Origin of the sequence: Bacteroides sp. AR20, assembly GCF_964250605.1 — a bacterium.
GTDB classification, from domain to species: Bacteria; Bacteroidota; Bacteroidia; order Bacteroidales; family Bacteroidaceae; genus Bacteroides; species Bacteroides uniformis.
In genome coordinates, this window is the sequence record NZ_CAXUGK010000019.1 from 45,885 (window position 1) to 68,888 (window position 23,004).

At 48.3% G+C, this 23,004-nt stretch carries 13 protein-coding genes; 9 read left to right on the forward strand and 4 right to left on the reverse strand.

Translation table 11 applies throughout. The annotated features are described in order from the left end of the window. Nucleotides 1-44 precede the first annotated feature (44 nt). From ACESTD_RS11240 to ACESTD_RS11275, 8 genes are all read left to right on the forward strand, one after another. Nucleotides 45-2,180 carry a glycoside hydrolase family 32 protein gene (locus ACESTD_RS11240; protein WP_373158875.1) on the forward strand — a complete coding sequence of 712 codons (2,136 nt, stop codon included), beginning with the start codon at nucleotides 45-47 and terminating at the stop codon, nucleotides 2,178-2,180. Continuing rightward, nucleotides 2,180-3,664, forward strand: a complete 1,485-nt coding sequence (locus ACESTD_RS11245; RefSeq protein ID WP_373158876.1) for a glycoside hydrolase family 32 protein — start codon at nucleotides 2,180-2,182, stop codon at nucleotides 3,662-3,664. The genes ACESTD_RS11240 and ACESTD_RS11245 overlap by 1 nt, the downstream gene beginning before the upstream one ends. A gap of 35 nt (nucleotides 3,665-3,699) precedes the next feature. Beyond that, nucleotides 3,700-5,733, forward strand: a complete 2,034-nt coding sequence (locus ACESTD_RS11250) for a glycoside hydrolase family 172 protein (RefSeq protein ID WP_227212870.1) — start codon at nucleotides 3,700-3,702, stop codon at nucleotides 5,731-5,733. Nucleotides 5,734-5,737: 4 nt separating this feature from the next. Beyond that, entirely contained in the window at nucleotides 5,738-7,918 is a 2,181-nt protein-coding gene (locus ACESTD_RS11255) for a GH32 C-terminal domain-containing protein (protein ID WP_373158877.1), read from the forward strand. A gap of 133 nt (nucleotides 7,919-8,051) precedes the next feature. Beyond that, on the forward strand, nucleotides 8,052-9,866 hold the full coding sequence (locus ACESTD_RS11260) for a GH32 C-terminal domain-containing protein (protein WP_151852573.1): 1,815 nt from the start codon (nucleotides 8,052-8,054) through the stop codon (nucleotides 9,864-9,866). Nucleotides 9,867-9,884: 18 nt separating this feature from the next. Next, entirely contained in the window at nucleotides 9,885-11,051 is a 1,167-nt protein-coding gene (locus ACESTD_RS11265; protein WP_234146074.1) for an MFS transporter, read from the forward strand. Between the two features lie 233 nt (nucleotides 11,052-11,284). Continuing rightward, complete coding sequence (locus ACESTD_RS11270) at nucleotides 11,285-12,172, forward strand: carbohydrate kinase (RefSeq protein WP_005826288.1); 888 nt, start codon at nucleotides 11,285-11,287, stop codon at nucleotides 12,170-12,172. Between the two features lie 71 nt (nucleotides 12,173-12,243). Then, nucleotides 12,244-15,003 carry a substrate-binding domain-containing protein gene (locus tag ACESTD_RS11275; RefSeq protein WP_083790035.1) on the forward strand — a complete coding sequence of 920 codons (2,760 nt, stop codon included), beginning with the start codon at nucleotides 12,244-12,246 and terminating at the stop codon, nucleotides 15,001-15,003. A gap of 62 nt (nucleotides 15,004-15,065) precedes the next feature. On the opposite strand, the gene ACESTD_RS11280 is transcribed toward ACESTD_RS11275, so the two are convergent. The 3 genes from ACESTD_RS11280 to ACESTD_RS11290 all read right to left on the reverse strand — a co-directional run bounded on the left by ACESTD_RS11280 (nucleotide 15,066) and on the right by ACESTD_RS11290 (nucleotide 20,122). Continuing rightward, a complete protein-coding gene (locus ACESTD_RS11280) occupies nucleotides 15,066-15,254 on the reverse strand; it encodes a hypothetical protein (RefSeq protein ID WP_005826290.1) in 189 nt (62 codons plus the stop codon). Between the two features lie 90 nt (nucleotides 15,255-15,344). Beyond that, nucleotides 15,345-18,902 (reverse strand): pyruvate:ferredoxin (flavodoxin) oxidoreductase, encoded by a 3,558-nt coding sequence (gene nifJ / locus ACESTD_RS11285; protein ID WP_005826291.1) that lies wholly within the window; start codon nucleotides 18,900-18,902, stop codon nucleotides 15,345-15,347. Between the two features lie 41 nt (nucleotides 18,903-18,943). Continuing rightward, nucleotides 18,944-20,122 (reverse strand): ATP-binding protein, encoded by a 1,179-nt coding sequence (locus ACESTD_RS11290; RefSeq protein WP_005826292.1) that lies wholly within the window; start codon nucleotides 20,120-20,122, stop codon nucleotides 18,944-18,946. Between the two features lie 128 nt (nucleotides 20,123-20,250). Between ACESTD_RS11290 and ACESTD_RS11295 the strand changes: the two genes are divergently transcribed. Beyond that, complete coding sequence (locus tag ACESTD_RS11295; RefSeq protein WP_044467947.1) at nucleotides 20,251-21,459, forward strand: hypothetical protein; 1,209 nt, start codon at nucleotides 20,251-20,253, stop codon at nucleotides 21,457-21,459. Here ACESTD_RS11295 and ACESTD_RS11300 read toward each other — a convergent pair. Then, complete coding sequence (locus ACESTD_RS11300) at nucleotides 21,443-22,900, reverse strand: glycoside hydrolase family 10 protein (protein WP_227239016.1); 1,458 nt, start codon at nucleotides 22,898-22,900, stop codon at nucleotides 21,443-21,445. The genes ACESTD_RS11295 and ACESTD_RS11300 overlap by 17 nt on opposite strands. Between the last annotated feature and the right edge of the window lie 104 nt (nucleotides 22,901-23,004).

The window sequence follows — 23,004 nt, forward strand, 5'->3', positions numbered from 1 at the left end:
GGGAAACGTTTGTTTCCCTCTTTTCCTTTAAACAATCTTTTATTATGAAAAACTTTGCCTATTCTATATTAGGCTGTCTATTGCTTTCTTTGAATGCAGCTTTTGCTCAAAAAACATGGTCGTTTGACGGGCAGGACCCCTTACTTTCCTGTGACGGTAAGTCATTGTTGAATTTGTACACTATAAAGGAAATACCAGAATTTGTTACCGGAGTCGAAGGTAAAGCCCTTCGTACAGACGGGTATTCCACTTGGATGGATACAACCACGGAAGGAGATGTTTCGTCGTTGTCCGGATGGTTTGCTCTGGAATCTTATCCGACGGATACTGCTGCCTTTATGGGAATCAGAGACATGGCAGGAACATCTGTAGCGGTATGTGTAGACCGTTATGGTGAGCTGCTGTTGGGAATGGGGCAGAATGGCTCATACTCTTACTGTTCATTAAAGACAAAAGTCGACCGTTTCAAGTGGCTGCATGTGGTCTTTGATTTGAGTAATGAATCGGTTTGCCTGAATGGGCAGAGGATGAGTGCAGAGGTATGGCCCCGGAACTTGCAGGATGGTGAAATGATGTTTCGGGTAGGTAAGGATTTCAGGGAAAAGAAGGTTTGGATGTACGATGTTACGGCTATAAACGGGTTGATTGACGGGATAAGCCTCACTCCCTTTTCCGATGATTCGTCTGCATGGAGAGACGAGATTGCCTTAGGATTGAAGAAGACTCCGGTTTTGGCTATTCCGGAAACCCGTTTTGCGAAGGACTTCAACCGTCCTCGCTATCATCTGTTGCCGGCTGCCAACTGGACGAATGAGACGCATGGTTTACTTCTTTATAAAGGTAAATATCATATATTCAATCAGAAGAATGCTTCTGCAATCTTCCTGGGACAGATAAATTGGGGACATTTCAGCAGTCCCGATATGCTTCATTGGACGGAGGAAAAGCCGGCTTTGACTCCTGATGCTGCTTATGACAAGAATGGAATATGGTCCGGGCATGCTGTTATCAATGATGACGGTATCCCCCAGCTGATATACACAGCCGGTGGAGACAAGATGGGAGTGGGTATTGCTTTTCCAAAAGATACAGCGTTGATAGAATGGGAGAAATATGCGGGTAATCCGGTTATTGCCGAGAAGCCTGCCGGATATACCCGTACGGACATGCGTGACCAGTATGTTTGGAAAGAGGGTGATGTCTGGTATATGATTATCGGTTTCGGCATTGAGCAGACCGATACACCCCACGGGGCTTTGCTGCTTTATAAATCGGCGGACTTGAAGAGATGGGATTTTGTACATTTGCTGTTTGAGGGCAATCCGGAAGTGGATGACTCCGGTATTTTCTGGGAAATGCCGGTCTTTAAGAAGATGGGCGGCAAATATGTTCTTTTGGTGAATAGGGTTCCTCATAAAGGCATACCTGCGCGTTGCCAGTATTGGATAGGAGATTTCAAGAATGAAAAGTTTATACCGGACAACCCAGTCCCTCAAAATCTGGAGGTCATCAATCGCTTGCTGTCCCCCTCTGTTGTTGAGACTCCGGAAGGGGATGTTGCTGCCATTGCCATTATACCCGATGAAATAGGAGGGGAGGCCACTTATGAACAAGGATGGGCACATCTCTACAGTATGCCCAGAAGATGGCAGCTGAAAGATGGGAAACTATGCCAAACACCCCATCCCGTGATGAAACAATTGCGTGAACAACCGACGGTTTATTCCAGACAGGCATTGACTGCTGCGAAACCGTGCATTGTGAGCAGAAGGGAACATCAGCTTGAAGTCAAGGCGACTTTTTATCCCGGTGACGCAAAACGGTTTGGATTTACATTGTGTAAGAATCCGGATAATAGCGAATATAGCCTGATTTATTATGATGTGGAGAAGGAGGAACTTATTGTGGACCAGACGCATTCTTCCTTGCGTGCACACATTCCTTTGAAGATTCGTAAGGATCATTATCGGTTGGATACTGCTAAACCGGTGGAGATTCGTTTGTTTATTGACGGTTCTGTAGTGGAAGGATTTATTAATAACGAAGATGCGTTCACTACAAGAATCTTCCCTTTGAAAGAAAATAGTACGCTATTGGAGCTATTCTCTGATGGAAAAACAACGGAAGTTGCTGCCGAAGTTTGGAAACTGAAAGATGTAAAGGTAAAGATGAACTTTTAATGAAAATACAGAAAATGAAGATACCAGCTATATTGGGTGCACTTTTATTGGCAGGAACATTGTCTGCCGGTGCACAAATGAATTCAGACAGTTTATACAAAGAGCCGTATCGTCCTCAGTATCATTTCAGTCCGGAGAAGGGATGGATTGGTGATCCCTCGGGATTCATGTACTATCAGGGTAAATATCATATGTACTGGTGGGGCAAAGTCGAATCTACAGATTTGGTACATTACCAACAGATAACCCCTTATGCCATGACCGGAACGGATGACAATATCAGTTACTTCACCGGTTCTGCGGTCATAGACAAGAACAACACGGCCGGCTTCGGCAAGGGGGCTTATGTGGCGGCTTACACCGTTTTTGAGAAGGACTCCAAGAAACAGGCGCAGGGCATCTCTTTCAGTCATGACGGAAAGACATTTCATTATTATGAAGGTAACCCGGTTCTGGACCTTTGGAGTACGGAATTCAGGGACCCTACCGTCTTCTGGCACGAGCCGACCCAAAAATGGGTGATGGTTGTAGCCAAGGCCCTGGAGAAGAAAATAAAGTTTTATACCTCTCCTGATTTGAAGAGCTGGACTTGGACCAGTGATTTTGGCCCTGCCGGTGACAGTGAAAAGTCTTGGGAGTGCCCGGATTTATTCCAGTTGCCGGTTGACGGGGATTCTGACAAGAAAAGGTGGGTGATGGTCGTATCTGTAAACTGGGCGCAAGAACAATATTTTATAGGAGACTTCGACGGCACTTCTTTTAAGCTGATGGAGAACCATCCTGCAGAGCCTCTATATGTGGACAAAGGGCTGGACTTTTATGCATCCCGCACATTTCAGGATTTTGACGGAACGTTGGATTCCAAAATTTCGATGGGCTGGGTTGCAACCTGGGACTATGCACCGGTAGCTCCATCGAAGTATGGGAAGGGCTTCTGGTCCATTCCCCGTAATCTGGAACTGAAGACATACAAGGAAGGCGTGAGGCTGGTGCAGAAACCGGTGGAACAGTTGCAAACACTTCGCCATAAGCCTGCATCGGTGAAACGTGCTTTATCGGTGGGAACACAGAGGTTACCCGGCTTTGTTCCCGATGAGAATGTCTACGAACTCGATGCTTCGTTTTCTACTGACGTATCCAACACCTTTGGCTTGAATTTGTGTGTGGGTGAAGGGCGCAAAGTGGTGGTCAGCTATGATACGGATTCACATAATCTGGTGATTGACCGCACCCATTGCTCCGATGTGCAGATTCCTAAATTCAGCTGTATGGCATATGCCAGGGTGGAACCGGTAGATAATAAGATACGTTTGCATATATTTGTAGACAAATCGAGTATTGAAATCTTTGCCAATGACGGGAAGGATGTATTCACATTATTAACCTATCCGGGCGAGGCTCAAACCGGTATCGAACTTTTTGCGCAGAAGAAGGGGACGAAGATGGAGTTGGATGCCTGGATGCTTAAATCAATATGGAGATGAGGAATTTATTGTTTGCATTGCTGCTTTTGCCTTTGATGGCCTCTTGTGTGAAGGATACGGCACAAGTGACTTTGGACTCTTTGCTGGATGAAATGATATCTGTAGAAGAATCCGCACGTTATCCGCTGGTGCCATATCGTTGCCTGCAAGTCAGCAGTTATGACCGCTCCTCCGTGTCTCCCGATTCGCCGGGATGGTTTGCCAACAATGATGGCTATGGCATTGTCTGTACGGATACGGTTGATGGGAGAGTGGAACGTGTGATGTTCGATGAAAAGGGCCCTGGAGCTATTACCCGTATCTGGATAACCACAGTTGACAAGCGTGGGACTTGGAGATTTTATTTTGATGGCGAAAGTACTCCCGGATGGATAGTTCCTGCCTATGATTTGATGCGTTTCGGAATACCCAGGTTGGGTAGGGGACTGCTTCAACCCCACACCAGCTATACTCCGGACGGGAAAGGCGGCAATACTCTTTTCCTGCCCATCCCTTTTGCCCGGAGTTGTAAAATTACATTTGAAGACGAACCGGGCATTGCGCCTACTCCCAAATACTATCACATCAATTATCGCAAGTATCCCGAAGGAACTTCTGTGGAAACCTTCTCTGCGGCATCCGTAGCCCGCGTCGGTAAAAAGATTTCAGAGGTAGATGATGCCTTGCTGCATCCTGCATCCCGTTCCGGTTTGCAGGTGGACAAGAAGCGGCAGGTGCTCCAGCCGGGCGATTCTTTGTGGATTGACCTGCCGCAAGGGGAAAATGCGGTTTATGAAATCAGTTTCCAGCTCGCGAATGCAGATTCTACGGCTTATGCCCAACTGATGCGCAATCTTATATTTAAGGCTGATTTTGACGGCCGGTCTACGGTTTGGGTTCCTCTTTCGGATTATTCGGGAGGGGGTATGGGTGCTCCGGCTGTTGATAGCTGGTTCTTGTCTGCAGACGGACAAGGCAAGGTGGTGAGCCGCTGGCTGATGCCCTACAAGACAGAAGGCAGACTATTGTTACAAAATATCTCCGCACACACTGCAGACGTGAGTATGGAAGTGGGAACGGCACCTTTGCCTTGGGGAGGGCGTTCCCTCTATTTCCATGCTTCCTGGCGCCAGCAGACCGGACTTCCGGTTTATGAGCGTCCGGATGATGATGCAAATTGCCGGGAGTGGAACTTTGCCACATTGACCGGACGAGGCATATACAAAGGGGATGTCCTGACTCTGTATAACCATTCGCGTGCCTGGTACGGAGAAGGGGATGAAAAGATATGGGTAGATGATGATGTTTTTCCATCGCATTTCGGTACCGGAACAGAAGATTACTACAATAGTTCGTGGGCTCCGGTCGTAATATTCCAAACGCCTTTTGGTGGCGCACCCCGTGCCGACCAGGCGAGTTCTCACGGTTATAATACATTCTTCCGTACAAGGAATTTGGACGGTATACCGTTTTCTTCATTATTGCGTTTCGACATTGAATTGTTGAGTTGGGTAAGGGGAACTGTAGATTATGCAACTACCGTTTACTGGTATGGAGATATGGGAGCGAAAGCTGTTGATACTTCAGGACTTGAGGAAGCAGCCCAAGACTTGCTACCCGTTCCCGGCGATTTATCTAAATATCGAAGAGAAAATAGCATAGAATTTGAGGAAACAACTCCAATAGCCTCTTCTCCATCCATTCATTTTGACAAGCAGAGTATGCTTGGTTTCGTTGACGGGCAATGGAGTGGAGGAACCCAACTCTTGTGTATTGGTGGAAAACCGGGTGATTCTGTAGAGTTTGAGTTCAATCAATTGGAAGACTGTCCTTATCAACTGGTGGTGTATGCCACGAAAGCTCCTGATTATGGCATAGTTTCTTTTTCCGTAAATGGACAAGATACACATATAAAGTGGGATGGATATGATACAAAAGTTACTCTTTCTGACCCTATTTCTTTAGGATGCTATAGTCCGGTGCGTGGAGCATTGACTTTGAAAATATCTTTGTCAGGAGCTAACCCAAAAGCTGTTGAGGAGAAGAATTTGTTTGGATTAGATGCTATACAACTTATGAAAAAACAATGATATTATGAAAGAGAGGATACTGATACTTTTACTACTGGCTACTGTTTGTAGTATGCAGGCACAAAATATTCACATGGCACTACGTCCGGATGATTTACTGATAGATAATTTTGAAGGAGATACTTTTGGAAACTGGATATTGGAAGGAAATGCTTTTGGCAATTCACCAGTTTCTATGGAACGTTTGTCAATATGGGGGGATAATAGGTTTGAAGGAAATCGGATGGCTTCTAGCTTTGTCAATGGAGATGCCGGTACCGGTGTATTGAAGTCACCTCTTTTCAGGATAGAACGCAGATATGTTAATTTTCTGATAGGTGGGGGTGTTGATTATCAGCGGGAGTATGTAGCCCTTTGGATTGATGGAAAGGAGGTGAAAAGAAGTACGGGGTATAATAGACGTGTCATGGAATATGAGTCTTGGGATGTTGCTGAATATATGGGAAAAAATGCCCGGATTGTTTTAGTGGACCAATCAAAAGAGGGCTGGGGATTTATCAATGCCGACTGTTTCTACCAGTCTGATACCAAATTGGAAAAAGAAATTTTTGCGAAAAGAATGTTGGTAACTCACCGTTATTTGAATATTCCGGTAAAGATGGGAGCGGTTATAGAACAGATGGATATATGGATTGGTGATAAAATGGTACGTAATATGGAAGTGGAGCTTGGCGGCGATGAACCTGATTATTGGGTTACATTGGAGGTCAAGGATTGGATTGGGCAAGAATTACGGATAGAGGCGAGTAAGAGTCCTAATGTAGAGCAAGCTTTGAATCAATGCTTTTGTTCTGAAACTCCTAAGGAAGAGAACTTGTTTTATAAAGAACCGTTACGTCCTAAAGTACATTTTACTTCTCGCCGGGGATGGCTGAATGATCCGAATGGTCTGGTTTGGCATGAAGGGGAGTGGCATCTGTTTTATCAGCATAATCCCTATGGCTGTATTTGGGGTAATATGACATGGGGGCATGCTGTGAGCCGGGATTTGGCACATTGGACTGAGTTGGGGGATGTATTACATCCGGACTCGTTGGGACCTATTTTTTCCGGTTCGGTAGTTGTTGATAAAAAGAATACGCTGGGGTGTCAACAAAATGGAGATACAGTATTGGTTGCTGTTTATACTTCGGCAGGTGGATTCGGGTATCACACCCGGCATTTGCAACATTCACAAAGTATAGGATATAGTTTGGATAAGTGGCGTAATTGGGTTACTTTTTCCGGTAATCCGGTACTTCCCACGTTGGTCAGGTACAATCGTGATCCTAAGGTGACGTGGCATACGCCGACTGGCAGATGGATTATGGTATTGTACTTGGATAAGCAGGAGTATGCTATCTTTTCATCTCCCAATTTGATGGATTGGACTGAAACGGACCGTTTTAAATTAGAGGGGGCGGATGAGTGTCCCGACTTTTTTGAAATGTCCGTAACCAATGAACCTACTGTCCGGAAATGGGTCTTTACCGGGGCGAACAGTACCTATTTGGTTGGGAGTTTTGATGGATATCGTTTTCGGCCTGAGACGAAACCTGTAAAAATGGATAGTGGTACAAACTATTATGCGGTTCAAACATATAGTAATGCACCAGATGACCGAAGAATACAAATAGCATGGATGAACGGAAGTAATTTCCCGGATATGCCTTTCAATCAACAAATGTCCTTTCCGCGTGAATTAACATTACATCGGGTTGATAAAGGATATGTCTTAAAAAGTATGCCGGTAAATGAACTCGCTTTATTATATGGGAGAAAGTACATCTGGAAGAGTCTGGTAGTTGAAGAAAAGAATTGTTTCACGACAAAGTTGAATACTCCTGCCTTCTATCTGAAAACGGGTTTTGCTGTAGATAGTGTTGATGCGCAGATATTGGCTTTTGATATTAATGGTTTGAATTTGATTTACGATTCTGTCAAACAGATACTCACTGTTGAGAAAGAGAATGGGGAAACCTTGAAGCAGATGGTGCTAAAGCCCAATGAAGGAAGAATTGAATTGGATATATTGTCGGATATTGCTTCTGTAGAAATCTTCGTCAATCAAGGAGCACTGTCTGCTGCTTTCTATCATCTGATTGAAAAAAACACTCCTTCTGTCACCATATCAGTTGAAGGCGGACAAACAAAGTTGAAACAGTTGACAATTCATGAATTGAATTCTATGTATGTTCCCCAGTGACATACAGATACCTTTTTAAGGATGGAATGTAACATTTGTAGTATGCTTTGAAACAAAAAAGATAGTCTCCTGCTGCTTGGTGGCGTATCTTTGCATGCTAGAAAAACATAATTAATTTAATACCAACAGAAACATGATTCATTTAAAAGACTTTTGGCGGACAATCAGAAGGACGCTTACCGTATTTATATTAGGAACTACCGTGGCTGTCTTCACATGCCAGGCCATAAATCCTCCTTTCGTGATTAAACATCTGGGTGACGGACAGAGTATCGTCCAAATTGACGAGCAGAAGAAGTTTTTGCTGCTGCCGGTGGAAGAGGCTTCTCCGGAGGCAAAATTGTATATGATAGCGGACAATGATGTTGTACGCAGTATGAACGTGCGATTGGCAGTCAATAAGGTTGACTATTTTGTTCCGGTCGATTTGACCGGCTTCGATAATAAACATCTCTCTTTCAACTTCCAGCTTATTCCGGATTCGGCCTTATGCTGGGAAGAAATGAAACTGTCGGATGAATTCGATGTTTCGAACCGGGAGAAGTACCGTCCGGTGTATCATTTCAGCCCGGCTTACGGTTGGATGAATGATCCTAACGGAATGTTCTACAAAGACGGGGTCTACCATTTGTTCTACCAGCATAATCCCTACGGCTCCATGTGGGGGAACATGCATTGGGGACATGCCACCAGTACGGACCTCGTCACTTGGGAACATCACGGAGATGCTATTTCGCCCGATGCGCTGGGAACAATTTTCAGTGGCTCTTGTGTTGTCGACAAGGATAATACGGCCGGGTTCGGTGCCGGTGCCGTCATTGCTTTCTATACATCGGCAAGCGACCGCCAAGTGCAGAGCATGGCCTATAGCCTTGACAACGGAAAGACCTTCAAGAAGTATGCGCGAAATCCCATCCTGACTTCCACGCAGCGCGACTTCCGTGACCCTAAAGTCATCTGGCACGAAGATACCAAGAAATGGATCATGGTTCTTGCCGTAGGGCAGGAAATGGAGATATACTCTTCTGCCGACCTGAAGAGCTGGACGCTGGAGAGCAAATTCGGTGAAGGACAAGGTGCTCACGGCGGAGTCTGGGAGTGTCCCGACCTGCTTGAACTGCCGGTTGAAGGTACGGAACTGAAGAAGTGGGTACTCGTCTGTAACCTCAATCCGGGTGGACCGTTCGGTGGCTCTGCCACACAATATTTCGTGGGGACATTTGACGGAAAGAGATTCGTGAACGAGTCTCCCGCAGTGACGAAATGGATGGACTGGGGAAAAGACCATTATGCAACTGTCACTTGGAGCAATGCTCCTGCAGGACGTGCCATTGCATTGGCATGGATGAGCAACTGGCAATATGCCAACGATGTGCCCACCCGCCAATACCGTAGTGCCAACTCCGTGCCGCGCGACCTTTCGCTCTATACCTCGGAGGGTGAAACCTATGTAAAGGTAACCCCGTCTCCCGAATTGCTGAAACTGAGGGATAAAGGCAGCAAGAAGCGTGCTTTCAAGGTAGACCGCACGTATAATCTGGACAAACTGCTGAATGACAATTCCGGAACGTATGAAATCGAAATGACCATCAAGAACAAGGATGCGGATGTGATAGGATTCCAGCTCTTTAACTCGAAAGGCGAGGAGGTGGAGATGTACTATAACCTGGCGGAAAAGACGTTCACCATGGACCGTATCAAGAGTGGTGAGGTGTCGTTCAGCAAGGACTTCCCTGCAGTGACCGTGGCTCCTGTCGAGGGTGGCAATGAAATGAAACTCCGCTTGTTCGTAGACAAGTCGGGCATTGAAGCGTTTGGCAACGACGGACGTTTTGCCATGACAAATCTTGTATTCCCGTCGGAACCTTACAACCGCATCAGTTTCTATGCTAAAGGTGGAAGCTGCAATGTCACCTCGTTTACTGTGTACAAACTCGGATTAAAATAACAGATAATAATCTTCAGCATGGAAAATACTAAGAATTCTTCTTTGGCAAAGCTCTTTCCGGTCATGCTTTGCTTCTTCGCCATGGGCTTTGTGGATTTGGTGGGCATCGCCTCCAACTACGTGAAGGCCGACTTGAACCTGACCGACTCGCAAGCCAACATATTCCCGTCTCTGGTGTTCTTCTGGTTCCTCATCTTCTCCGTACCTACGGGTATGCTGATGAACCGCATCGGACGCAAGAAGACGGTGCTTCTCAGCCTTGTCATCACGTTTGCCTCTTTGCTTCTCCCGGTTTTCGGAGACGGCTACGTGCTGATGCTGCTCTCGTTCTCATTGCTGGGCATCGGCAATGCGCTGATGCAAACGTCGCTCAACCCGCTGCTTTCCAATATCGTAAGCGGCGAGCGGCTGGCAAGTTCGCTCACCTTCGGACAGTTTGTAAAAGCCATTGCTTCGTTTCTGGCTCCATACATCGCCATGTGGGGAGCTACGCAGGCCATTCCGTCTCTGGGCATAGGCTGGAGGGTGCTGTTCCCGGTCTATATGGTCATTGCGGTGATTGCCATTCTCTGGCTGAGCGGTACTTCCATCCGCGAGGAAAAGGAAGAGGGACGCCCTTCCACCTTCGGGGAGTGCCTCGCCCTGCTGGGCAAGCCGTTTATCTTTCTCTGCTTCCTGGGCATCATGTGTCATGTGGGCATTGATGTAGGTACGAATACCACAGCGCCCAAAATCTTGATGGAGCGTCTGGGCATGACGCTGGCCGATGCCGGCTTTGCCACCAGCCTTTACTTCATTTTCCGCACGGCGGGTTGCTTTCTCGGCGCCTTCATTCTTCAGAAGATGGCTCCCCGAACCTTCTTCGGCATCAGCGTGTTATGTATGTTGGCTGCGATGGTAGGGTTGTTCGTTTTCCATGAAAAGACAATGATATACATTTGCATTGCCCTTATCGGTTTCGGCAATTCGAACATCTTTCCGGTTATCTTCTCTCAGGCGTTGCTTGCTATGCCACAAAAGAAGAACGAGGTTTCCGGTTTGATGATTATGGGGCTCTTCGGCGGTACGGTATTTCCGATAGCAATGGGCTTGGCAAGTGATGCTGTAGGACAAAGCGGTGCCGTGGCTGTGATGACGGTAGGGGTAGTGTACTTGTTCTTCTATATGCTGCGTATGAAGCGGTAATCTTTGTTCGCAGGCTGCGGACACATATCCCAAGGCTGCGGATATCTGTCCCAAGGTTGAGGATGTCTATCCCAAGCCTTGGGATAGAGATAATCCTTGGTTCTTAGAAACTTTTTAATAGATAGTTGGCAACTTTTCATTCTATAGTTAGGAACTTTTTATTAGGTTTGCAGCGGGTAGGACATTGAGTTTGCCGTGAATAAAATATATCATTCATTAAACAATATAATATTATGAATAAGATAATAGTAGGTATGGGCGAGGCTCTGTGGGACTGCCTCCCCGAAGGAAAGAAGATAGGCGGTGCTCCGGCAAACTTTGCTTACCATGCATCGCAGTTTGGTTTCGACAGCCGTGTGGTCAGTGCCGTAGGTGCCGATGCGGATGGGGACGAGATTCTGGATGTGTTCGCCCGGAAGGGGCTGCGCACGCAGATTGAGCGCGTGCCTTACCCCACGGGAACGGTGCAGGTGACGCTCGATGCCGTGGGCGTGCCGTGCTATGAGATAAAAGAAGGCGTGGCCTGGGACAACATCCCCTTTACCGACGAACTGAAGCGTCTGGCACTGAACACGCGTGCCGTATGTTTCGGCTCTTTGGCGCAACGCAGTGAAACAAGCCGCATCACCATCAACCGTTTTCTCGACACGATGCCCGATGCGGAGGGGCAACTGAAGATATTCGACATCAATCTCCGCCAAGGGTTCTATACCAAAGAGATACTCTGCGAATCCATGCGCCGCTGCAACATCCTCAAGATAAACGATGAGGAGCTGGTGACCATCAGCCGTATTTTCGGCTACCCGGGCATCGACTTGCAGGACAAATGCTGGATTCTGCTGGCCAAGTATAACCTGAAGATGCTTATCTTGACTTGCGGAACGAACGGCAGCTATGTGTTCACTCCGGGAGTGGTTTCCTTCCAGGAGACGCCCAAGGTACCGGTGGCGGACACCGTTGGAGCCGGTGACTCGTTCACGGCAGCCTTCACCGCTGCCATTCTCAGCGGGAAGCAGGTGCCCGATGCCCATAAACTGGCGGTGGAAGTCTCTGCCTATGTATGTACCCAGAGCGGTGCCATGCCGGAATTGCCGGTGGCCTTGAAAGAAAGGCTGGCATAGATTTTTCTTATTCTTTTCACATTTTTCGTTATCTTTGCTCATCTGCAATCTTAAATCAGAGGAAAGTGAAGATGAGACAGCATAACCTTCGGATTTTATTCTTTTTGCTCGTGCTTTGGGGAGTGGCGGTTGCCTGCTCCCGGCGCGAGGCACGTTTCCGTATCGGCGTTTCCCAATGTAGCGAGGATGAATGGCGGCGCCAGATGAACAGTGAGATACTCCGTGAAGCCCATTTCTACGAGGATGTGGAGGTGGACATCCGTACTGCTGTCGACGATAATGACCGTCAGGCAAAAGACATTCGTGAGCTGATAGCCGAAGGGGTGGATCTGCTGATTGTGGCCCCTAATGAAGCCACTCCGATAACTCCGGTTGTGGAGGAGGCATACAACCGGGGCATTCCGGTGATTGTAGTGGACCGTAAAATCCTTTCGGACAAATACACGGCCTACGTCGGTGCAGACAACTACGAGATAGGGAAAGCTGTGGGAGAGTATGTGGCCAATGTGCTGCATGGGCAGGGAGATGTGGTGGAAATCTCAGGTTTGGTGGGCTCCACACCTGCCGTAGACCGTCATCAAGGATTTGTGAAGGCTATATCCGCTTATCCCGGTATCCGGTTGCTGGCCGTTGAAGACGGTGCCTGGTTGCAACTCAAGGCCGGAGAGAAAATGGATACTCTGCTGAGCCGCTTTCCGCATATCGACCTGGTGTATGCGCAGAATGACCGTATGGCGGCCGGAGCCTATGCTGCCGCTGCCCGAGAGGGGCGGGAAAAGGATATGCGGTTCATCGGCATAGACGCCCTGTCCGGCAAAGACTATGGAGTGGAGAAAGTGCTTGCCGGCGAACTGGATGCCACGTTTATATATCCTACCGGTGGCGACCGCGTGATGCAGATTGCCATGGATATCCTGAACAAGCGTGATTTCCCCCGTGAAACTATCCTGGGCACTTCCGTCGTCGACCGCGACAATGCTCTCATCATGAAGATGCAGACCGCCCACATCGGCACTCTGGATGGAAAGATAGAAACCCTGAACGGAAAGATAAACCAGTATTTAGCCAGTTATGCCACGCAGCAGGTTGTCTTGTACGGCAGTCTGTCCGCCCTATTGTTGCTGGTCGGTTTGTTGGTGGCTGTCTACCTCTCCTTGCGTGCCAAGAACCGGTTGAACCGTGAACTGTCCATGCAGAAAAAGAAACTGGAGGAACAGAAAACCCAGTTGATACAGCAGAAGGAACTGTTGGAAGTACAGAAGTCGCAGTTAGAACAGCTTTCCCATGAACTGGAGGAGGCTACGCACGCCAAGCTGGTGTTCTTCACGAATATTTCACACGATTTCCGTACTCCGCTGACGCTGATAGCCGATCCCATAGAGCAGCTTCTTGCCAACCGCACCCTCGACGGACAGCCGCGCCAGCTCCTCGAGCTGATGAAAAAGAATGTGCATATCCTGCTTCGCCTGGTCAACCAGATACTTGATTTCCGGAAGGTGGAGAACGGGCGCATGGAGCTCCATCTCGAACCTTTTGATTTGCTCGACAGCTTCCGGGGCTGGAACGACTCTTTCCGCATGGCGTTGCTGAAGAAACATATTGCTTTCAGCTTTGAGGCATCTCCCGATACGGACTTCCGGATGATGGCAGATGCGGAGAAGATGGAGCGCATTTACTTCAATCTCTTCTCCAATGCCGTGAAGTATACGCCGGAGAATGGGAAGATAGCTATACGCTTGTCAATGACAGAGCAGAACTATAGCTTGTCTGTTTTCAATTCCGGCAGTTACATTTCTTCGACCGATGTGGAAGCTATCTTCGAGCGTTTTTATCAAGTGGACGGACATCAGGCAGGTACCGGTATCGGCCTTGCGCTGGTACGTGCTTTTGTAGAGATGCATGGTGGCAACATTGCGGCACACAGTGATGATAAGGGTACTACCTTCACCGTCACTTTCCCGAAGCAGGATGTTTTGCAGTACCATCCCACCATAGTGACGTTGCCTGCCGAAGAGAAGGACGTGTCGTCCACCCTGATAGATACGGAAGTGAAGGCATGCGAAGAGGTGGTTGAGGCTGATTGTCCTACTGTGCTGGTAATTGACGATAATGCGGATATTCGCAACTATGTGAAGTCACTGTTGACGCAAGAATTTCGCGTGCTGGATGCTGCGGACGGGACAGAGGGTATCCGGCTGGCCATGAAGTATGTGCCGGATGTGGTTATTTCGGATGTAATGATGCCCGGTATGGATGGTGTGGAATGTTGCCGCCGCTTGAAGGGGGAGTTACAGACATGCCATATCCCGGTGATTCTGCTGACGGCCTGCTCGCTGGACGAACAGCGTATCCAGGGCTATGATGGCGGTGCCGATTCTTATATTTCCAAACCATTCAATTCGCAGTTGCTCTTGTCTCGTGTCCGCAATCTTATTGCAAACCGCCGTCAGTTGAGGCAGTTCTTCGGAGATAACCAGACTATCGAGAAGGAAGCCATCAGTGATTTGGATAAGGGTTTCGTCTCCCGCTTCAAATCGCTTGTCGAGGAGAGGATGAAAGATGCGGAACTCAATGTGGAGGATTTGGGACGGAATATGGGTATGAGCCGTGTGCAGCTTTACCGTAAGCTGAAATCGCTGACCAACTATTCGCCGAATGAGCTGCTGCGCCAGATGAGGTTGAAAAAGGCTGCCTCACTGCTTGCCTCCTCTGACATGACGGTAGCGGAGATTGCCTATGAAGTGGGCTTTTCGTCACCTTCCTATTTCACGAAATGCTATAAGGAACAGTTTGGGGAGAGTCCTACCGAGTTTCTGAAAAGAAGGGGATAGCTGTTGTCTATCCCCCTTGTTCTTAATACACGTCTGTTTACTTCTGTAAATGATACTGGAACTTATTTCAGTATTTGAGGCAGGTTTTCCCTTCCCCAGAAGTAGTAAACACAGATTCCAATCCAGCTTGTGAGCAGGATGATAATTGCAACTAATAGTTTCTTCACGCCGTCTACCGGCCACTTCATGATTTCAAGTACGGCTTTGACACACAGAACCACACCGATAATCCAAATGATAAATCCAATCATAACCTGTGATATTTAGTATTGTTAATTAAAAACAAATAGAGACTACGCCTTATTCAGGAGCAGCCTCTATTCTTTATTTAGTAATCGGAATTACTCTGTAACTTCAGCGCCCCAATTTTCTTTGGAAAGACGCTTGTAGCTGTTGTAACGCCATTTAGCGTTTTCTTCAGCAGCCTTGAACAGCTCGTCGGCCTCCTGCGGATATTGCTTCATTACGGATGCGTAACGAACTTCACCCTTCAGGAAGTCTTGGAATCCGCTCCAATCCGGTTCCTTGCTATCCAGCGTGAACGGATTCTTGCCTTCAGCCTCCAGAGCCGGGTTGTAACGCCACAAGTGCCAGTAACCGCACTTAACGGCCTTTTCTTCCTCTGCCTGGCTCTTGCCCATACCTGCCTTCAGACCGTGGTTGATACACGGAGCGTAAGCGATGATGAGTGACGGACCGGGATATGCTTCTGCTTCACGGATAGCCTTTAAAGTCTGAGCCTGGTCGGCACCCATAGCGATTTGGGCAACGTATACGTAACCGTAAGTAGTAGCCATCAGACCGAGGTCTTTCTTGCGTACACGCTTACCGGCAGCGGCAAACTTGGCGATAGCGCCTACCGGGGTAGCCTTGGAAGACTGACCGCCTGTGTTGGAGTAAACCTCAGTATCCAGTACGAGGATGTTGACATCCTTACCGCTTGCGATTACATGGTCGAGACCACCGTAACCGATGTCGTAAGAGGCACCGTCGCCACCGATAATCCACTGGCTGCGTTTTACCAGGTATTGAGACAGACTGGCGATAGTCTTGCAGCTGTCGCACTTGTCTTTGGCAGCTTCTACCATCGGAATAATCTTTTCAGCCAGTTCCTTGCTCTTGTCTGCATCGTACATGTTTTCAATCCAAGCCTGGAATACTTCTTTGTATTCAGCCGGAGTTCCTTCTGCTGCGATGGCATCTTCCATAGCCTTCACGATACGTGCGCGCATCTTTTCGTTGGCAAGCTCCATACCCAGACCGAATTCGCAGAAGTCCTCGAACAATGAGTTTGCCCAAGCAGGACCGTGACCTTTTTCGTTCTTGGTATAAGGAGTAGAAGGTACTGAACCGGAGTAGATGGAAGAACATCCTGTTGCGTTGGCTACCATTTCGCGGTCACCGAACAACTGGGAAATCAGCTTCACATACGGAGTTTCACCACAACCGGAGCAAGCACCTGAGAACTCGAACAACGGAGTAGCGAACTGAGAGTTCTTCACGTTGGCCTTGATGTCAACCAAATGTTGTTTGCTCTTCACGTTTTCAGCACAGTAGGTCCAGTTGGCAGCTTCCGGCAATTGGCTTTCGAGGTGCTTCATAGTCAGAGCCTTGCCACCCTTCTTCGGGTTGCCCGGACAGACATCGGCACAGTTGCCACAACCCAGACAGTCGAGAACGTCTACCTGAATACGGAATGTCATACCGTCGAATGCTTTACCTACAGCCTTCAGTTGAGTGAAGTTGGCACCCTTCTGCTCTTCAGCATCGAGTACGAACGGACGGATGGAAGCGTGAGGACAAACGTAAGCACACTTGTTACACTGGATACAGTTCTCAGCGTTCCATTCGGGAACGAATGCGGCTACACCACGTTTCTCATATTTGGCAGTGCCTTGTTCCCAAGTACCGTCTTCAATACCCTTGAAAGCGGATACCGGCAATAAGTCACCGTCTTGTGCGTTGATAGGACGAACCACTTCGTTGATGAATGCAGGATCGTTGTTTTCAGCCTTGGCGTCGTCTGCCAGATTGGCCCAAGCCGGGTCAACGGTCAGTTGCTTGTATTCGCCGCCACGGTCAACTGCTGCGTAGTTCTTGTTGACAACGTCTTCACCCTTCTTGCCGTAAGACTTAACGATGAATTTCTTCATCTGTTCTACAGCCAGGTCAACCGGAATAACGCCGGTGATACGGAAGAATGCGGATTGCAGGATGGTGTTGGTACGGTTGCCCAAACCGATTTCCTGTGCAATCTGGGTTGCATTGATATAGTAAACAGTGATATTGTTCTGTGCAAAGTACTTCTTCACCTTGTTGGGCAGGTTCTTGGCAAGCTCTTCGCCTTCCCAGATGGTGTTCAGCAAGAAAGAGCCGTTCTTACGCAAGCCGCGGGTTACGTCGTACATGTGCAGGTAAGCTTGAACGTGGCAAGCCACGAAGTTAGGCGTGTTTACCAGGTATGTAGAGCGGATAGGAGTATCACCGAAACGCAGGTGCGAGCAGGTGAAACCGCCTGATTTCTTGGAGTCGTAAGAGAAATAAGCCTGGCAGTGCTTGTCGGTATTGTCACCGATAATCTTCACAGAGTTCTTGTTGGCACCTACTGTACCGTCAGCGCCCAAACCGTAGAATTTGGCTTCGAACATGCCTTCGCCGCCCAATGCGATTTCTTCTTCCTGGGGCAGAGAAGTGAAGGTAACGTCGTCTACGATACCGATAGTGAAGTGGTTCTTCGGCATCGGCATAGCCAGGTTCTTGTAAACGGCGAGGATTTGCGCGGGAGTAGTGTCCTTGGATCCCAAACCGTAACGGCCGCCTACGATAACCGGAGCATTCTCTGCACCGTAGAAGCAGTCTTTTACGTCGAGGTACAACGGTTCGCCGTTAGCACCCGGTTCTTTCGTACGGTCCAGTACGGCAATCTTCTTGGCAGTCTTGGGAACGGCGGCAAGGAAGTGCTTGGCAGAGAACGGACGATACAAGTGAACGGCAACCAAACCAACCTTTTCGCCATTGGCAACGAGGTGGTCGATAGCTTCGCGGGCAGCTTCCGTTACAGAACCCATGGCGATGATAACGCGTTCTGCATCTTCTGCACCGTAGTAATCGAACAAACCATACTTGCGGCCTGTGATTTTGGAAATCTCGTTCATGTATTCCTCAACGATAGCCGGAACTGCTTCATAGTAGTTGTTGCAAGATTCACGGTGTTGGAAGAAGTGGTCAGGATTTTCGGCCATACCACGGGCAACCGGGTTCATCGGGTTCAATGCACGTGCGCGGAATTCAGCCAAAGCTTCCTGGTCGATAAGCGGAGCGAGGTCTTCGTTCTCCAACATTTCAATCTTCTGGATTTCGTGAGAAGTACGGAAGCCGTCGAAGAAGTTCATAAACGGAACACGGGCCTTGATGGTGGCTAGGTGGGCAACACCTGCCAAGTCCATAACTTCTTGTACAGAACCTTCGGCCAACATGGCAAAACCGGTCTGGCGTGCAGACATAACGTCCTGGTGGTCACCGAAGATACACAGTGCATGGCTTGCCAATGTACGTGCTGATACGTGGAATACACAAGGCAGGAATTCACCGGCAATCTTGTACATGTTCGGGATCATCAGCAACAGACCTTGTGAAGCTGTGTAAGTAGTAGTCAGCGCACCGGCTTGCAGAGAGCCGTGGACGGCACCTGCAGCACCACCTTCTGACTGCATTTCCTGTACCAATACTGTTTCGCCGAAGATGTTCTTGCGACCTGCGGCAGCCCATTCGTCTACGTATTCAGCCATCGTAGAAGAGGGGGTGATGGGGTAGATGGCAGCTACTTCGGAGAACATATACGAGATATGTGCAGCAGCCTGGTTACCATCACAAGTAATGAATTTCTTCTGTTTAGTCATAACTAAATTGAATTATTTATTTAAGTAAAAAAATCTCTCTCTTAATACAAGAAACCGAATAACCAGAGAGGTATTTGGTTGCCTCGGCCTATTTCTGCCTTATGCAGTACATAAGTAACTCCCGGATTATTCTTTATCTTTGTTCCTTCCGGACAAATCTTGAAAGGCATCACCTCATCTACCATGAACGAGATGTTCTTGTCGCCCTTGTTCACCTTGTGGTCCTTCCACATTGTGTTGGCAAAGAAAGTGTCCAGTACGTCTTGCTCTTCCACCTTGACGGGATAGATGGAATACATCAGATTTGAATTGTGCATCATTATCTTCGACGGCTTCTTGGGGAATTCTTCTCCCTTCGGATAGACCATATTGATGAGTCGTGCGTCTGCCAGATACTTGATGTAATTCATCACGGTGGCACGGGAGGTCTGTATGTCGTTTGCCAGTTGGCTGACATTCGGCGCTTTCGGCCCGTCCACGGCCAACAAATATAGTAATTTCTTTATCTTCGAAAGGTATTTCAGCTCAATTTGTTTGATGAGCAGGATGTCTACTTCCACCATCATGTTCATTGTCTTGAGCAGATTCTCCGAGAAGTTACGCTTTTCGAGGAAGAAAGGGTAGAAGCCGTGGTGCATATAGTCCTGCATGTAGTCCAATGGACGTACTTTGGAGAGGATGCCTTTGGCTATCTGTTCGTGGTTGCTCAGGATTTCTTCCAACGGATAGGCGTGGAACTTCATGCCCGTCTGCAGGTTCAGGTATTCGCGGAAGGAGAAGCCGCGCAGGTTGTAGCTCTTCACGATGTCGCGCAACTCCATATTCTCCTCTTTCAGGCGCATCACGGACGAGCCGGTGAACACGATTTTCAGGTTGGGGAAGCGGTCGTAGCACATACGCAGTTCCTTGCTCCATTCCGGGTACTTGAATACCTGGTCTATCAACAGCACTTTTCCTCCGCGACGCTGGAATTCGGCGGCGAACTCCACGATGCCATGTCCGGAGAAGTAGAAGTTGTTCATGTTGATGAAGAGGCAGGAGCGGTCTGTGCCGAATTTCTCTTTGGCATATTGCAGCAAGAAAGTAGTCTTACCTACGCCTCTTGTGCCTTTGATACCGATAAGACGGTCATTCCAGTCTATTTCGTCCATTAGGTCGCGGCGTACGGGGGCATTGGTATGCTCTACGAGATAAGCGTGTGTACGGTAAAATGCTTCCATGCTTTAAATTCGGTTTATCGGGCGACAAATATACGGCTTTTTTATAGATTTGCAAAGTAGAGATGGCAAAATATTATATAACTTTGCACTCTCATACAAAACGTGAGTAATTGGTTAACATTTGAAAGATGAAACTTTATGTGTTCAATCCTGATGCAGATATGGCATTGGGAAATAATGAAGAAAATTATATGGCGCCCGCTACCATCCGCCGTATGGCTGAAGACTTGGCTTTGTTGCCGATTTGGTATGCCCAGCCGGGTAGTGGGGTACTGGCCTCTTCCGCCTATAATGCAGATTATCTGAAACAGATGCAACAGTTGTTCCGGCTGGATGTGCATTTGGTGACAGAGCCGGAGCTGCCCGATTATGCTGATGTGCGGGTAATGCCTTGGGGATGGAACCCCGCTATCCGTAAACGGATGTTGAAAGGCGGTGTTCTGGAAAAAAATCTTCCTACGCCGGATGCTTTGGATAAATATCGTATGAAGGCTGCCCGTAGTAACGCTTTGGCTTTTCGCGCACTTTTCTATTTCAATAAAATAGATTATACTTGTGGTGACGGTTGTTGCTTGGTGGAGGCTGATGGTAGAATGACGGATATCTCTCCGGATATTGTTGATCGTTACAAGGAGGGATGTGTGTTCAAATCACTTTGGTCGGGAAGTGGAAAGGGATTGTGTTGGTGCCGTCATGGCTTTACGAAAAATGTTTCCGATTGGTGTAGTAGGGCGCTGAAAGAAAATAGAGGTTTTGTGATGGAGCCTATATTTGATAAGGTGGAAGACTTTGCCATGGAATTTTATTCGGATGGTCGGGGAAAGCTTCTTTTTGTCGGCTATTCCCGTTTTGTTACGGATGACAAAGGGGCATATCGTGGTAATATCCTTACTTCGGATGAGCAAGTGGAGGAATGGATTCAGCAATATGTACCCTTTGAAGCATTTGTACGCATACGCAATATGATGCAGAAAGCATTGGAAACGAGTTATGCTACATCTTATATGGGTTTCTTGGGTGTGGACATGATGGTCTGCCGTCAGAAGGAAGGGCATCCGTATGCCATCAACCCCCATGTCGAAATAAATCTACGGATGAATATGGGAATCGTTTCCCATGTGCTTAGTGATCATTTCATTGTCCCCGGTGGGGAGGGACGTTTCTCCATTGATTGTTTTCCGACCCATGAAGCTTTGATGGAGCGGCATGAGCAGGATATGCAAAGCTATCCGCTGGTGGTGAAGGACGGCAGGGTTGTTTCCGGCTATCTGCCTCTGGTACCGGTCACTCCGAAGAGCCGTTACCGGGCTTTTGTCTGTGTCACTGCTGCTGAATAGCTTCGCTTTCGTTTCCGCAACGGTCTATGGCTGTCACGGCAAAATATTTTCGGGCAGTCCACGGGCGGATGGGGGCATAGGTATATTCCGTACCTTGTACTCGTTGTGCCAGGATATTCTCCGGATTGGAGGTATCTACGGGATAGGTGTCCGAACCGTAGATTACATACATCGGAGCATTCCGCTTGTCATTGTCCGTGGCGGGTTGCCAGCTTAGTTTCCAATAGCCGTTTTCCGGTGTTTCCACCGTGAGTCCGGAGGGAGGTGTAGGAGCTACATTGTCTATCCACGGCATGGCGGGTTGCAGGGCCGGGGCGGTATAGAAGTCTTCTTCCAGCGCCTCATAAAGCCCTTGCGTATTGTCCATCAGATACTTCACGCGGTAGTGTGCCTCGCCCGCCAGACCGTGGGCGCGGATAAAGTGCATCTGCCGTTCAATCTCGTCCAGCGTCCAGTTCCCTTCGCTGGGGTCGAGGAAGTAGATGCCCAGACCGGGAATGATTTGGCGTCCGTTACTTTGTTCCTGCCAGTCGAGGGCAAAGGGATAGAAATGATTGCCACGGAAATAGAGCATCGGATAAATCTGGTCCTGGATGCCCTCGCCCAGCCAACCCTGCACGTCTTGATAGACGGTGTGGAAGGCATTCCAGCCACGGGAGGGGTAGCGGGAAGTGTCTTTGTATTTTCCTACCGGGCAGGTGCTGACCTTTACCCAGGGTTTCATGGCTTTTACACCTTTATATATATAGCGTACTATTTCCGTCAGGTTGTCTCTGCGCCATTGGGCAAGGCTGCGTCCTTTGCTGTATTTGCGGTAGTCGTAGCTGTCGGGAAAACGGGGGGCGTTTTCCGGATAGCGCAGGTAGTCGAAGTGTATCCCGTCTACATCGTAGCGTTCCACCACTTCGCGGACAAGGCTCATCAGGTACTCTTTGGTTTGCGGATGTCCGGGATTCAGGAAGTATTCGCGTTTGTAGGGTACGCAGATGGCGCGTTTCTTTTTGGTGACGGACTCTTTACCGAGGGCGGCTACATGCTTGCGGTTGCCCAGAGGGATGGTCACCATCCAGGCATGGCACTCCATACCGCGCTTGTGGCATTCGGCTATGGCAAAAGCCAGCGGATCGTAGCCGGGGTCGCCGCCCACCTTTCCGGTCAGTATGGAGTTGTAGGGCTCGATGGCTGATTTGTAGAGGACATCTCCCCGTGTACGGGTCTGGAACAGTACTGTGTTGAAATTGGCGGCTTTCAGTCTGTCCAATATTTCAATCAGTTCGGCCTGTTGCTTGCGGATGCCTTCGGGCGAAGTGGTGCGTGTCTGCGGCCAGTCCAGGCCATAGACGGCAGTTATCCAGGCGGCACGCACTTCATGCTTGGGCGGTTGCGCAGCCAGTGGCAGCAAGACGGCCATATATAGTAAAATGGAAATAATTCGTTTCATTTTTCTCTTTTCTTCTTTATTTCTGTCATATTTCTCGGCGAAGATAAGCAAAACACCCGATTATTTTGTGCTGTTTACTTGGAAACTGTTACATTTGCATACAT